This is a genomic window from Brevibacillus sp. JB24b (assembly GCF_051713385.1).
GTDB classification, from domain to species: domain Bacteria; phylum Bacillota; class Bacilli; order Brevibacillales; family Brevibacillaceae; genus Brevibacillus_B; species Brevibacillus_B laterosporus.
The window spans coordinates 505787-519011 of sequence record NZ_JBNVQV010000001.1; the positions used below are offsets into that span (position 1 = coordinate 505787).

11 protein-coding genes are annotated in these 13225 nt (G+C 41.1%); 10 read left to right on the plus strand and 1 reads right to left on the minus strand.

Features of this window, described 5'->3' with window-relative positions:
* Nucleotides 1-150: 150 nt before the first annotated feature.
* From ACQV1I_RS02640 to gatB, 6 genes are all read left to right on the plus strand, one after another.
* Nucleotides 151-840 (plus strand): GNAT family N-acetyltransferase, encoded by a 690-nt coding sequence (locus tag ACQV1I_RS02640; protein WP_116335114.1) that lies wholly within the window; start codon nt 151-153, stop codon nt 838-840.
* Between the two features lie 165 nt (nt 841-1005).
* Nucleotides 1006-1554, plus strand: a complete 549-nt coding sequence (locus ACQV1I_RS02645) for an RNA polymerase sigma factor (protein ID WP_004432758.1) — start codon at nt 1006-1008, stop codon at nt 1552-1554.
* A gap of 205 nt (nt 1555-1759) precedes the next feature.
* The gene (locus tag ACQV1I_RS02650; protein ID WP_176452445.1) at nt 1760-2629 is read left to right on the plus strand and encodes a DegV family protein; all 870 of its coding nucleotides are present in this window, start codon (nt 1760-1762) and stop codon (nt 2627-2629) included.
* Nucleotides 2630-2835: 206 nt separating this feature from the next.
* Complete coding sequence (gatC, locus tag ACQV1I_RS02655) at nt 2836-3126, plus strand: Asp-tRNA(Asn)/Glu-tRNA(Gln) amidotransferase subunit GatC (protein WP_003335653.1); 291 nt, start codon at nt 2836-2838, stop codon at nt 3124-3126.
* 20 nt (nt 3127-3146) lie between these two features.
* A complete protein-coding gene (gene gatA, locus ACQV1I_RS02660; RefSeq protein WP_104033217.1) occupies nt 3147-4625 on the plus strand; it encodes an Asp-tRNA(Asn)/Glu-tRNA(Gln) amidotransferase subunit GatA in 1479 nt (492 codons plus the stop codon).
* A 1-nt stretch (nt 4626) separates the two neighbouring features.
* Nucleotides 4627-6066 carry an Asp-tRNA(Asn)/Glu-tRNA(Gln) amidotransferase subunit GatB gene (gene gatB / locus ACQV1I_RS02665; protein WP_094701419.1) on the plus strand — a complete coding sequence of 480 codons (1440 nt, stop codon included), beginning with the start codon at nt 4627-4629 and terminating at the stop codon, nt 6064-6066.
* An 86-nt stretch (nt 6067-6152) separates the two neighbouring features.
* Here gatB and ACQV1I_RS02670 read toward each other — a convergent pair whose 3' ends face one another.
* A complete protein-coding gene (locus ACQV1I_RS02670) occupies nt 6153-7370 on the minus strand; it encodes an MFS transporter (protein ID WP_116335113.1) in 1218 nt (405 codons plus the stop codon).
* Between the two features lie 451 nt (nt 7371-7821).
* Here ACQV1I_RS02670 and ACQV1I_RS02675 point away from each other — a divergent pair, with 451 nt between their 5' ends.
* From ACQV1I_RS02675 to ACQV1I_RS02690, 4 genes are all read left to right on the plus strand, one after another.
* Complete coding sequence (locus ACQV1I_RS02675) at nt 7822-8505, plus strand: ABC transporter ATP-binding protein (RefSeq protein ID WP_116335112.1); 684 nt, start codon at nt 7822-7824, stop codon at nt 8503-8505.
* Nucleotides 8506-8623: 118 nt separating this feature from the next.
* Nucleotides 8624-10090, plus strand: a complete 1467-nt coding sequence (locus ACQV1I_RS02680; RefSeq protein WP_116335111.1) for an ABC transporter permease — start codon at nt 8624-8626, stop codon at nt 10088-10090.
* Between the two features lie 85 nt (nt 10091-10175).
* Entirely contained in the window at nt 10176-11693 is a 1518-nt protein-coding gene (locus tag ACQV1I_RS02685) for an HlyD family efflux transporter periplasmic adaptor subunit (RefSeq protein ID WP_116335110.1), read from the plus strand.
* Nucleotides 11694-11912: 219 nt separating this feature from the next.
* On the plus strand, nt 11913-13193 hold the full coding sequence (locus tag ACQV1I_RS02690) for an SLC13 family permease (protein WP_116335109.1): 1281 nt from the start codon (nt 11913-11915) through the stop codon (nt 13191-13193).
* Nucleotides 13194-13225: the final 32 nt, after the last annotated feature.

Sequence of the window (13225 nt, forward strand, 5' to 3'; positions counted from 1 at the left end):
ATTTGCTGAGGTAATTTTTATTCGATATACTGGAATAGATATATATCGTTTGAGCATTCGAGTAACAATTCATAACTGGCAGTAACAGATTTCATTGACGGGAATCGACCAAATAAAACAACACATCGAGAAAAGGAGAGTTAATAAGCTATGGAGATCATTTGGCATGATATTAAGGACATTGAATCACCGTTAATCCCTCACGCTTTAGATTTGTATGAACAAATGTTTACCGAAGATCTACGTGAGCCTAATGACATATTGTTAAAAGGCCTGACCAATAAAGGGCCGATAGCTCCAGATACTTTTCATCTGTTAGTCGGAACGAATGAGAATCAACAAGTAGTTGCCGTTAGCACATTTCATTACCTAGCAACATGGAATTTAGGTTTTATTGTATATATGATGGTTAATCCTGCTATACAAAGCGGTGGCGTGGGTAGTAAAATGATGAGTGAAATTGAGAAAATTCTGCAAGAGGATGCACAAAAGCATGATGCAAAGCTGACTGGTTTTGTACTGGAGACAGAGCGTGAAGAGGATGCACACGATGAGGAAGAACAGATATTGACTCAGCGCCGATTGCGATTCTTTAACCGAAACGGATTGGTACCTGTGAAAGGTATTCCTTACAAGCAACCACCGTTATGGGAGAATACGAAAGAGGTCCCACTTCATTTACTAGTGAAATGGACAAAGGACACGGACGGATTCTTACAGGAAGAGTGGTATCGTTTTGTCCAAGATGTTTATAAGGAAAAATACGGAAAAATAAATAACGTAAAACCGGAAATTCTGCATGAAATGGAAGCCGAATTGCTCGCTAACCTCCAAGTTTAGCAAATTTCTACTATTAAATTAAGATAATCTTAAGGTTTGTGTAAGATTGATGAAAGAGTAACCATGTATCATTGTACATGTAGGGACGGCACGAGAGATTTGGCAAACAGAATGCTATCATCTTACGTGCCTCCTCAACAACAATTAGGTGAAGTGGTGTTGAACATGGGTGTACCGATGCACGCTAAAACTCAGACAACTGAATACTATGAGGATCGCGAATTCCATGAATTGTATGATGAGTTTTTTGACCGAGTAAATCGTTATTTGCGTTGCCGCGTACATAATACCTGGGATGCCGACGATTTGACGACTGTTGTATTTATTAAGGCTTTGGAAAAATTCCAACAATATAGCCGTACAAGTCCGTTCGCCGGATGGATTTTTAGCATAGCCCATCATACATTTATTGATTTTTGTCGAAAAAAGAAAGAATTACCGATGGATCATACGGAGTTCTTTGAGAGCAGTATTGATAATACATGGAATCCGGAAGAACATGCTCTCTCAAATGAGGAGACGCTCCTTCTTCGTGAAACATTAGAAAAGCTGACGCGCGACCAGCGTGATGTTTTGTCCTTGCGTTATTTCGGCGATCTTCGGATTGCACAAGTGGCTGACATCCTAGGTAAAACAGAAGCAAGCGTTAAAACGATTTCCCACCGTGGATTAAAAGAGTTACGTAAATTATATACAGGGAAAAAGCTGAAATAGGAGACTCATAGGCAGGGTCTTCTATTTTTTTTATCCTTTTTGCTTGGATTCGGTAAATCTTTTAAACAGGAGTTCCAGGGACTATAGGCTTTATCATATAGCACTATTTTATGTTACAATAATTGAATATAAATAGAATCCGACTTCTAGCGATTAACGTTAATAAGAGATGAATAGGGATTGCCTCTCTAAGCATCATATATGAATGAAGAAAGTGGAGGGACTATCTTTGTCAGAAATTGCAATCATAACAGATAGCACCAGCTATATTCCAAAAGAGCTTCAAGAAGAATTACAGATTACAATAGTGCCTCTGCAAGTGGTTTATGGAAACAAAGCGTATCGCGAAGAAGTAGAATTAACGGAAGCTGATTTTTACTCAAAGCTAAAAACAAGTGATCAGTTGCCAACGACGTCTCAGCCACCGGTAGGCGAATTTTTAGAAGCTTATATGAAATTATCCAAAACTCATAAACGAGCAATTGCTATCCATATGTCAAGTGGTATTAGTGGAACCTATCAGGGATCTGTAACAGCGACCACTATGGTTGATGACTTTCCAATTGATGTAATTGACTCTGAAATTACTACATATGCAATGGGTGCTGTTGTCGTGGAAGCAGCCAGAATGGCACAAGCTGGTAAATCACGAGAAGAGATTCTGGAGCGTATCGAATATATACGTACGCAAATGAAAACGTACTTTTTAGTTGAGGATTTAGATTTCTTGTACCGCGGAGGTCGCTTGTCAGCGACTCAATTGATGTTGGGTAACATGCTTAAAATCAAGCCAATCCTAACGTTTGAGAATAAAAAAATTGTTCCATATCAAAAGGTAAGAACGCGTGTCAAAGCTAAGGCTGGGATCATGGATTTATTTGAGGCAGATGCCAAAGCAGGCAAACCTATGCAGGTTTCTATTATTCAAGCACAGGTTCAAGAAGAAGCAGAGGAATGGAAGGCTTACATTGAATCGACCTATCCACATGTAACTGTTACAATAAGTCATTTTGGACCAGTTATTGCTACTCATGTGGGCCCAGGGGCCATTGGATTAACTTGGTATAATAAATAAGTTCGTAATAATGCCGTTTTGCTTGAAAGAAGAGCAAGCGGCGTTTTTTTAACAGTTAGGAAATGATAAAGGATAGTAGAAACCTTCTTTCATGCTTTAATGAAAAGAAGAAAAATAAGAGGTCAAATTGACTAACCTTGGATTTTTCAAGTAATATCAATGTTATGTAGAAACGTACAACTAGGTCATTTGGAGGTGGAAAAGAGATGAGTAGGATTTCCCGACAAGAAGTAGAACACGTGGCTAAATTGGCACGACTACGTTTAACGGAGGAAGAAGCGGAGCGCTACACACGTGAATTGGATGCGATTTTAGATTTTGCTGCCCAATTAAACGAATTGGATACGACCAATGTGAAGCCAACTAGTCATGCGTTTGACGTACGTAACGTTATGCGCCCTGACGTAAACCGTCCTTCCGTATCCAATGCAGAAGCACTGCGCAATGCACCAGATCAAGAAGATGGACAGTTCAAGGTACCGGCTGTTTTTGAATAGGAGAGAAAGGGGGAGACATTGTGTCCCTATTTGATAAACGCTTAGCAGATATACATAGCGAGCTAAAAAAGAAAGAGCTATCTGTCACAGATCTAGCTAATGAATCGCTTGCACGCATCCGTGAAGTGGACAAGGATGTACAAGCGACTTTGCTCGTTGACGAGGAAGCTGCTCTTAGCCAAGCAAGAGCGATGGATGAAAAGCTAGCTAAAGGTACAGAGGATCTCGGCCTCTTGTTCGGCCTACCCGCTGGTGTTAAGGATAATATCGTAACAAAAGGCTTAAAAACAACATGCGCAAGCAAGCTTTTGTCTAACTATGATCCTATTTATGATGGTACAGTCAGCCAAAAGCTGAAGGAAGCTGACGCACTCGTGTTTGCTAAATTAAACATGGACGAATTCGCGATGGGTGGTTCCAATGAAAACTCTGGTTTCTACCCAACTCGCAATCCGTGGAATTTAGAATATGTACCAGGTGGTTCTAGTGGTGGGTCTGCTGCTGCGATGGCTGCTCGCCAATTCTTCTTTACACTTGGATCAGATACAGGTGGTTCTATTCGTCAACCGGCTGCTTTCTGCGGTGTGGTTGGTTTGAAGCCAACTTATGGACGTGTATCCCGTTATGGCTTGGTATCTTATGCATCGTCACTAGATCAGATCGGACCGTTGACGAAAAACGTAGAGGATTCCGCTTTTGTGTTACAAGCTATTGCAGGACATGATACGTATGACTCTACTTCTGCTGATGTTGAAGTCCCTGATTATCTATCTGCTCTGACAGGTGATGTGAAGGGCTTACGAATTGCGGTACCAAAAGAGTTACTTGGAGAAGGAATTGATCCACAGGTTCGCGATGCAGTATTAGCTGCTTTGAAGCAATTGGAAAGCATGGGGGCTGTTTGGAGTGAGGTATCAATGCCGCACACAAAATATGCCGTACCAGCCTATTACCTATTAGCTTCATCAGAGGCTTCTTCTAACTTAGCGCGTTTTGATGGTGTTCGTTATGGTGTACGCGCTGATAACGCAGAAAACCTGTTGGATTTATACATGGAATCTCGTAGCCAAGGTTTTGGTGCAGAAGTCAAACGTCGCATTATGCTAGGGACATATGCCTTGTCTTCTGGTTACTATGATGCTTTTTATAAAAAGGCACAACAAGTGCGTACTTTGATTATCCAAGACTTTGAAGAAATCTTTGCGAACTTTGACATTGTGTTACATCCGACTACTCCTTGCCCAGCTTTTAAACTTGGTGAGAAAATGAATGATCCGGTGCAAATGTTCTTAGAGGATATTTGTACGGTAACGGTTAACTTAGCTGGTCTTCCGGCTATTTCAGTTCCATGCGGGTTCTCTGATAGCGGGTTGCCAATTGGCTTGCAAATGATTGGGAAAGCTTTCGACGAATCCACGATTCTACGTGCGGCACATGCGTACGAGCAATCAACTAATCTGTTCCCGAACAAGCCACAATTGGGAAGGGAGGAAGTGTAACATGAGCCAAAAATTCGAAACAGTCATTGGTTTAGAGGTTCACGCTGAATTATCGACCAATAGTAAAATTTTCTGCGGTTGCAAAACCGAATTCGGTGCTCCGCCTAATACACACACATGCCCTATTTGTTTAGGACATCCGGGTGTATTGCCAGTACTGAATCAACAAGCATTAGAATTCGCGGTGAAGGCTTCCTTAGCGATTAACTGTGAAATTTCGCGTGATACAAAATTTGATCGTAAAAATTATTTTTACCCTGATCTTCCTAAAGCATATCAAATCTCACAGTTTGACCAACCAGTGGGTAAGAACGGTTGGATTGATATTGAAGTAGATGGCAAAACCAAGCGTATCCGTATCAATCGTCTCCATTTAGAAGAAGATGCTGGTAAATTGACGCACTGCGAATACGGAAGCGGTACAATGATGGACTACAACCGTGTAGGTGTGCCGTTAGTAGAGATTGTTACAGAGCCAGACATTAGCTCACCAGAAGAAGCCAAAGCGTATTTGGAGAAGTTAAAAGCAATCATTCAATATACGGAAGTATCTGATGTGAAAATGGAGCAAGGCTCCCTTCGCTGTGATGCTAACGTATCAATCCGTCCTGTAGGAGAGACCAAATTAGGTACAAAAACGGAATTGAAGAACATGAACTCCTTCCGCAATGTACAGGCTGCGTTGGAATATGAAGTGAAACGTCAGGAAGAAGTAATCCAAAACGGCGGAGAAATTAAACAGGTAACGCTACGCTGGGATGATGCTAATAAAAAAACCATCGTAATGCGTTCTAAAGAAGAAGCGCATGATTATCGTTATTTCCCAGACCCTGATCTGGTTAACGTTACGATTACTGACGAATGGATTGAGCGTGTTAAGGCCTCTATCCCTGAATTGCCAGATGCGCGTCAGGCACGCTATGTTGAGCAATACGGATTGTCTACATCTGATGCGGAAGTTATAACTATGACACGTGAATCAGCTGATTTCTTTGACGCCGCAGTAGCAACAGGTGCTGATCCAAAGACGGTTGCTAACTTTTTAATGGTCGATCTGTTTGGATATCTAAATGCAAACAATCTGGACTTCTCAGACGTGAAAATGACGCCTGAAGGTTTGGGAGAAATGGTGAAGCTGATCGAAAAGGGAACCATTTCAATTAAAATTGCCAAGACAGTCTTTACAGAAATGGTGGAGACAGGTAAGAACCCGGCAACCATTGTTGAAGAAAAAGGATTGGTGCAAATTAGCGATGAAGGCGAATTGAAACGCATCGTCGATGAAATCATTGCAGCTAATCAACAATCGGTAGAAGATTACAAAGCAGGCAAAAAACAGGCAATTGGTTTCCTAGTGGGACAAGTTATGAAGCAGACGAAAGGAAAAGCAAATCCAGGTGTGGTCAATAAATTGTTGGTAGAATCACTAGAAGCATTGTAAATGAAAAAGCTCCTCTTTCTCTCGATAGCTTTACTATGACAGGAAGAGGAGCTTTTGTGTATTTGTTTGTTTCTATGTTCTACCTATTATCCATTCAACTTCTGTAGCTCAATCTGAAATGCTCGGCGCATGATAAATCCGAGTAACATGCTCGTAGTAAGTATACTCGAAGCTACTAGATAGGCCATAGCCGCACCATATATCGCAACCACGTTGGTCAGGATTAGAACTGATAAGCCATAGCCCACGTATTCCACTGTACTTTTTGCCGATAGAACGTTAGGCAAATAGAGAGGGTCCACGCTTCTTTGAAAGTAGGTTTGTTTGCTGACATATTGAATCTGTGTGGCAGGTCCCAATAAAAATGATAGGAATAAGGCAAACCAGGCGCTATGCGTAACTCCAAAGCCTAGTGTTACTAGGGCAGAGAATAGCCCAGCTCCTAGTAAAAAAGAAAGAAAATAACGAGATACACGAGTCGCAATAACTACTAATAACAAGCCTCCGACAATCATACCGACAAAGTAACTGGCATTGAGGTATCCCCACCATTCTTGACCTTTGCCAAGAACATCAGACACATAAAATAGCATGATGGCAGCTACATAGATGGCCCCTGCCAAGGATTCCAGAACATCCATACAAGTGAGTGTAAGAAGCGTGCGGGAATGGAGGATATAATTCCAGCCGCGGAGTAGTGCTTCTTTTTTGGAAGAGCCATCAGCACTTGTTGTTGCTTGAGAGATAGGATCATGTAGATAAGCCATACAGATTGTTGAAATGATGAATAATCCAAGACTAACAGAAAAAAGGTATGTGATTCCTAAAAAAGCTACGAGCATTCCCCCTAGTGCCCAACCAACAAATTGAATTACTTGATCGGTGGTTGCGAATAAACTATTTAATCGTAGCAGATGTACAGGCTGTGCTATTCGTGGTAGCAGGGCATTACGAGCAGGAGTAGCCCATCCATCCAAAAAGGAAATCAACGAGGCGAGACCTAAACTTACAAGCAACGGAACAGACGACCATTGCGTTACAAAAACAAGCAAACCTAAAAATAATGTTTTGGCAAATTGAGACAAAAACAGTAGGGTAGATAGGGAAAAACGGCGTTGCATAAGGGGCGCGAAAAAACTGCTCACTGTCTGCGCTAGGATAATGGTAAGCGGTACGAAGCCGGTATAGACAGCGGAATGTGTCATTTCAAAAACGAGGGTAAGTAGAGAGATAATATAAAAAACGTCGCCAGCGTTGGCAAGCATTTGGCCAACCCAAAGAAAACGTACTTGTTTGGTAAGCATGACAAAAAAACCTCTTTTCATGAGAAAGATAGACAGAGCTATTCTGTCTTCAACAAACTAAGTTTCCATTTGTTTTTTCTTTTTCTTGAAAAGGGTTTTACAATGGTATCGACTCCGTATCATGAATTTTCAGGTATTTGATACAGTGTAGCAATGAACAGTAAACATGTCAAAGAATAAAACTGATTTTTTGTAACAATCATGTATTACCATCGTCTATTAATAGCTAGTGGTATGAGCTACTAATTCCAGCATTTCTCAACAAAAAATTAGTAGAGTTTAAGAAAAAATGTTACTTTTTGGTCTACTAAAGCGTCTTTTCAAAGAGAAACTTTTTCCTGTACATACGTAGGCAAAACAACAATCTTTCTGTGTGGAGGATGATGTTTTTTGAATAAAGGAAAAATTATCTAAAATTTTAGGAAGAGGGAAGCTATGAGGTGAAGAGAAAGTGAGTAATAGCATCGGTGAATTAACGGTACGAGATGTCAATCATTTTTATAAGGCAGGTAAGTTTCAGGTCCCTGTATTACATGATATCAACCTGCATATTGGAAAAAGCGAATTTATTTCGTTATGCGGAACATCAGGTTCAGGGAAATCAACGCTTCTTAACCTGATGGCTGGGTTAACACGTCCCGAACAAGGAACGATTCATGTAAATGGGGAAGAGATATCTAAGTTTAACGAGAATCAGCTATGTTTGTTTAGACGGCGTTGCTTAGGATTTGTGTTTCAATCGTTTAATCTTTTGCCTAATTTGACAGCAGTTGAAAATGTGGAACTACCGCTCGTTTTTTCTGGAGTAAGTCCTCGTGTACGACGTGAAAAAGCGATAGCGATGTTAAACCAAGTGGGACTGGAAAATCGAGAGCATCATAAGCCTAATGAGCTAAGTGGTGGTCAGCAACAGCGTGTCAGTATTGCGCGGGCCTTGGTCAATGAACCGGGAATTGTTCTTGCGGATGAGCCAACCGGGAATTTGGATACAGCAACAGAGGAAGAAATTTTACAGCTCATGCGTCAAATGAATCGGGAAAGTGGTACAACATTTGTGATTGTCACACATGATCAGGAGGTTGCAAATCAATCTGATCGGACAATTTTTCTACGGGATGGCTATATTCAGCAATAAGGGAAGTAGCAATACTCAGGCCTGCGACAATGACTAGCCTGGGCTTTCGCGTAATAGAGACAAGAATTTATTTGCTCTTATCTGGTAAAAAGGCAAGGGGAAAAATGAGGTGTAATTTGTGAAACTGCTTGATTCGCTACGTATCGTCTGGCGCAATCTTTGGCGCATGAAGTTACGGACGGTGCTGACATCGGTTGGGGTTATGATTGGTACCGCTGCTATTGTGACTATGCTATCCCTTAGTATTGGTCTAAAAGAGAATGCGGTTAAAGGTCTAGAAAACTTCGGTAATTTAACTGAGCTTGAAGTGTATCCAGCTTGGTTGATGCCAGATGGAACCACTGAGAGAACGCCAGATCAAATGAAACGCTTAGATAGTAAAAGTATACCGGAAATAAAGGCTATTCCTGGGATTGAGGCGGTTATGCCACATAAAGAATTTATGGGAAATGCCATCTTAAAGCTAGGGCGTCGAGAGGCACAGCATTTCCAAATCATTGGGGTTGATCCACAACAAGAGGCACCTGTGAGATCAAAGGAGCTAGAAAAGGGTGAGTATTTAACTGGGGCAAACAATGAAATCGTGATCTCCTACGAAATACCAAGACAAATGAGAGATGTGGAGAAGGACCGCCGTGAAGCTAGAAAACGCAATGCTAACCAGAATGGTAATAGAGCCAGATATGAAATGGGTGGCTCTGGAGAATCTGGAATCATAGAGATGGTTGGGAAAACGGCGATGTTAGAACTAAGACGAGAATACACGATCGACAACGAAACGAAGTATGAAAAGAAGGAAATACGTGTTCGTGTCGTCGGCCAGATGCAAAAGGATGAAAAGAGCTATCGAGGTAGCACTATTTATGTTCCTATGAAGATGATTAATGAGCTAAATACCTGGATGGAACAAAAGAGAGAACAAAGCGACTATGATATGGAAATGGGTGGAAGCAAACCGAACCGTTCAAAAAATCGCAATCAGAAGCCAGCTCTGCAATATGATTCAATCAATGTAAAGGTAGAATCAAGAGAAGCAGTAGAGCAGGTCATCAAGGATTTACAAAAAATCGGCTATGAGAACTATTCGTCAGCACGTCAGCTTGCTAAACTAAATAAATTTTTCTTTGTTATTCAATTAGTGCTTGGTGGTATAGCTGCTATTTCTTTATTAGTTGCAACGATCGGTATAGTAAACACAATGATCATGTCCATTCTGGAGCGAACCAAGGAAATTGGGATTATGAAGGTTATTGGTGCCACCGTGTATAATATTCGTTGGCTCTTTTTGATTGAATCTGGTTCAATCGGTTTAATCGGAGGACTGACTGGTTTAGGTCTTGCTTATGGGGCTGTAGCGATCATCAATTACCTTGGTAAAAACAACGATATTTTAGATAGCATTGGAATGGGAATGGGAGGAGGCATGGGACCAGAAGAAGAGGTAGTAACACAAATTGCATTGGTACCTCCATCTCTTGCTATATTTGCCATTCTATTCTCGGTTGTTATCGGGTTATTAGCGGGGATTCTTCCTGCCATCCGGGCATCCCGACTAAGTCCATTGGAGGCTATTCGCTCCCAGTAGCGTTACAGTGATGTTTGCTTAGGTGATTGTTTTGATAAAGAAAGGTTTTTTAAATATAAATGGAAGAAATGTGGGGAATTAACGCATGGCTATTAAGAAAAAAGTGATTATTTCAGCCATCACCGTGCTCGTACTAGCGGGTGGCGGCTATGGAGGGTATAAATATTTTGCTCCTGCTACGGATGCATCACAGGAAGTTGTTGAACCACCTGCACTTCAGACTGTAGCGGTAGATTTGGGTGAAGTGAAGAAAACAGTGTATTCGACAGGTACAGTTGAAGCTACGGCCCGCCAGGAAGTGAAGCCAGATGTAAGCGGTAAAGTAGAGAGTCTGGCTGTTAAGGAAGGGCAGCGTGTTAAAAAAGGCGATTTGTTATTTACCATGGAGGCTACAGATGCTGGCTTCGAAATCGAGAAGCAAAAATTGTCGATGGCCCGAATGCAGAAAGAAATAAAGGATTTGAAAGATAGAAAAGACAGAATTGAAGCTAATGCCGGTGGGGTTGTCAAAGAAATATCGGTTAAACGTGGGGACAGTGTATCACCTGAGACGGTCATTGCAAAGGTAAACGACCCTAATTATATAAAGATTACAGGCTATTTTTCTCCTTACGAAGCTGAATTGTTACGAGAAGGGCAAAAGGTGAAGGTCTTTTTACCAAGCTCAATGACTTATGTAGATGGTGAAATCGACCGTATTGATATGGAAGGAACCAAGCAAGACGGAAAAATGGCTCAGCATGCTGTTGACGTATTGGTCAAAAATACAGGAGGCTTGTATGCAAATGACCTTGGTTCTGTTGAATATACGGATGCTAAAGGATTGAAATACGCAAGTCAGGGAAATTCTCCTTTTACCAAAGCAGACGATATCGAAATTTTAGCGGGTACTACAGGTAAAGTTGGTGAGGTCCTGTTTAAAAAAGGAGACACCCTTAAAAAGAATCAGCTCTTAGCGAAAATGGATAGAGAAGAAGATAAAACAGAAATTGAAGAGAAAGAATTAAACTGGAAAGAAGCGCAACTTGGTATGGACCAAAAGATGCGTGATTTATCCAAACGAAGAGTAGTTGCTCCGATTAGCGGTGAAATTACGAAATTGAATGTGAAAGTAGGAGAAGCGCTTGGCAGTGATCCTGCGGCTATCATCATGGATACTTCTTCTGTCACATTTAAAGCAGCTGTTGATGAACTGGATTTCCCACAGGTCAAAGTGGGACAAAATGTTGATGTATTTATCACAGCCTTTGGAACAAAAGCATTTAAAGGTACGGTAACAGAACTACCGAAAGAGGGAAGTAAGCAGGACAAATCGGTTCGTTTCGAAGTGAAAATTGCAGTTGAGGATAGCAGTCAAATGAAGCATGGTATGAGCGGTGATTGTGATATCTATATCAATAAGAAAGAGAATGCGGTGCGTTTGCCAGTTAATGCTGTAGAAGTAATGGAAGAAGGCAAAGGTACGGTTATGGTCAAGGACCCAAGTGGAAACCCGATGCCAAAAGACGTGGGAATAGGTATTGAAGGCGCCGAATATGTGGAGATTGTGAGCGGTTTGAAAGATGGAGATGAAGTAGTACTCACGAATCCAGAGGGTATGTAGAGAAAGTAACCATCAATATAAAAGGTAGTCATGTAGAGTACGATACTAGCCTGCAGAGTTCGCTTTTTCCTTTCTTGGAAAGAAAAAACGGTACTTTGCAGGTTTTTTTTACCTATAAAGCCTAGAGATTATAGTAGATATTAGGTAAAATGGATGACGGATTAGAAAAATGGACAAATCATTTAACAGAAGGTACAAGAATGCTTAGGGGAGGCAGATATGGAACAACAGGCGATCATTGCACTTGTAATCTTCTTGGTTACGTATGCCATTATCATTTCAGAGAAAATTCACCGCACCATTATTGCGATGGTGGGGGCAGTATGTATGGTTATGCTAGGGATTGTTAGCCAAGAAACCGCATTACACCATATTGATTTTAATACGCTTGGGTTATTGATCGGAATGATGATTATTGTTGCGATTACAGCCAAGACAGGATTGTTTAAAGCTATTGCGATCTGGGCAGCGAAAAAGGCAAAGGGAAACCCACTGTATATTTTAATTGCATTATCGCTCATTACTGCTGTAGGTTCTGCCTTTTTAGATAACGTGACTACTGTTTTGTTGATGGTACCTGTTACGTTTAGTATTACACGAAAATTAGAGGTATCTGCGTTTCCGTATCTGATGTCAGAAATCCTGATGTCAAATATCGGAGGCACAGCAACAATGATCGGTGATCCGCCTAATATCATGATTGGAAGTGCTGTTAAGGAGCTTTCTTTCGTGGCCTTTATCAATAATTTGACCCTTATCTCTATGTTTATAGCAGTGGTTACGATTGTGGTACTTGCTTTTATGTTCCGTAAGCAATTGCATACGCAAGAAGAACTGCGCCAAAAGCTCATGAAGCTGGATGCTGCTGCTGAAATAACAGATCGAACGTTATTAGTAAAATCACTGTTCATTTTAGCGCTGACGATTATTGGATTCTTCTTACACCAAGTACTTCATCTTGAATCAGCTACAGTAGCGTTAGTCGGTGCCTTTTTATTGTTATTAATTACGGGCGAGCATTATTTAGAGGAAGCCTTAACCAAGGTAGAGTGGACAACGATCTTCTTTTTCGTAGGGTTGTTTGTACTCGTTTCAGGACTTGTCGAGACAGGAATTATTGCATCTCTCGCGCAGGAAGCGGTCAACCTAACGAAAGGAAACGTTACGGCAACTGCTCTTTTAATCCTGTGGTTGAGTGCGATTGCATCTGCTTTCGTGGACAATATTCCGTTTGTTGCAACCATGATCCCAATGATTCAGGAGATGGGACGAATGGGTATAGACAATCTGGAACCATTGTGGTGGAGTCTGGCACTAGGGGCATGTTTAGGTGGTAATGGTTCCCTAGTTGGAGCGAGTGCTAACTTGATCGTAGCTGGTATTGCGGCTAAAGAAGGAGAAAAGATAACATTCCTTGGCTTTTTGAAAATTGGTTTTCCACTGATGATTCTATCCATCGTGATTTCAACGCTGTATATTTACTTCCGCTATTTAATCTAGCGTTTGACTAGAAGTTATTATGTGAATGTAAG

Coding starts and splice junctions, on each gene's coding strand:
- ACQV1I_RS02685 (WP_116335110.1), top strand. CDS start 10,176: ATGGCTATTAAGAAAAAAGTGATTATTTCAGCCATCACCGTGCTCGTA.
- ACQV1I_RS02645 (WP_004432758.1), top strand. CDS start 1,006: ATGGGTGTACCGATGCACGCTAAAACTCAGACAACTGAATACTATGAG.
- gatB (WP_094701419.1), top strand. CDS start 4,627: ATGAGCCAAAAATTCGAAACAGTCATTGGTTTAGAGGTTCACGCTGAA.
- ACQV1I_RS02690 (WP_116335109.1), top strand. CDS start 11,913: ATGGAACAACAGGCGATCATTGCACTTGTAATCTTCTTGGTTACGTAT.
- gatC (WP_003335653.1), top strand. CDS start 2,836: ATGAGTAGGATTTCCCGACAAGAAGTAGAACACGTGGCTAAATTGGCA.
- ACQV1I_RS02650 (WP_176452445.1), top strand. CDS start 1,760: ATGAAGAAAGTGGAGGGACTATCTTTGTCAGAAATTGCAATCATAACA.
- ACQV1I_RS02640 (WP_116335114.1), top strand. CDS start 151: ATGGAGATCATTTGGCATGATATTAAGGACATTGAATCACCGTTAATC.
- ACQV1I_RS02670 (WP_116335113.1), bottom strand. CDS start 7,370: ATGCTTACCAAACAAGTACGTTTTCTTTGGGTTGGCCAAATGCTTGCC.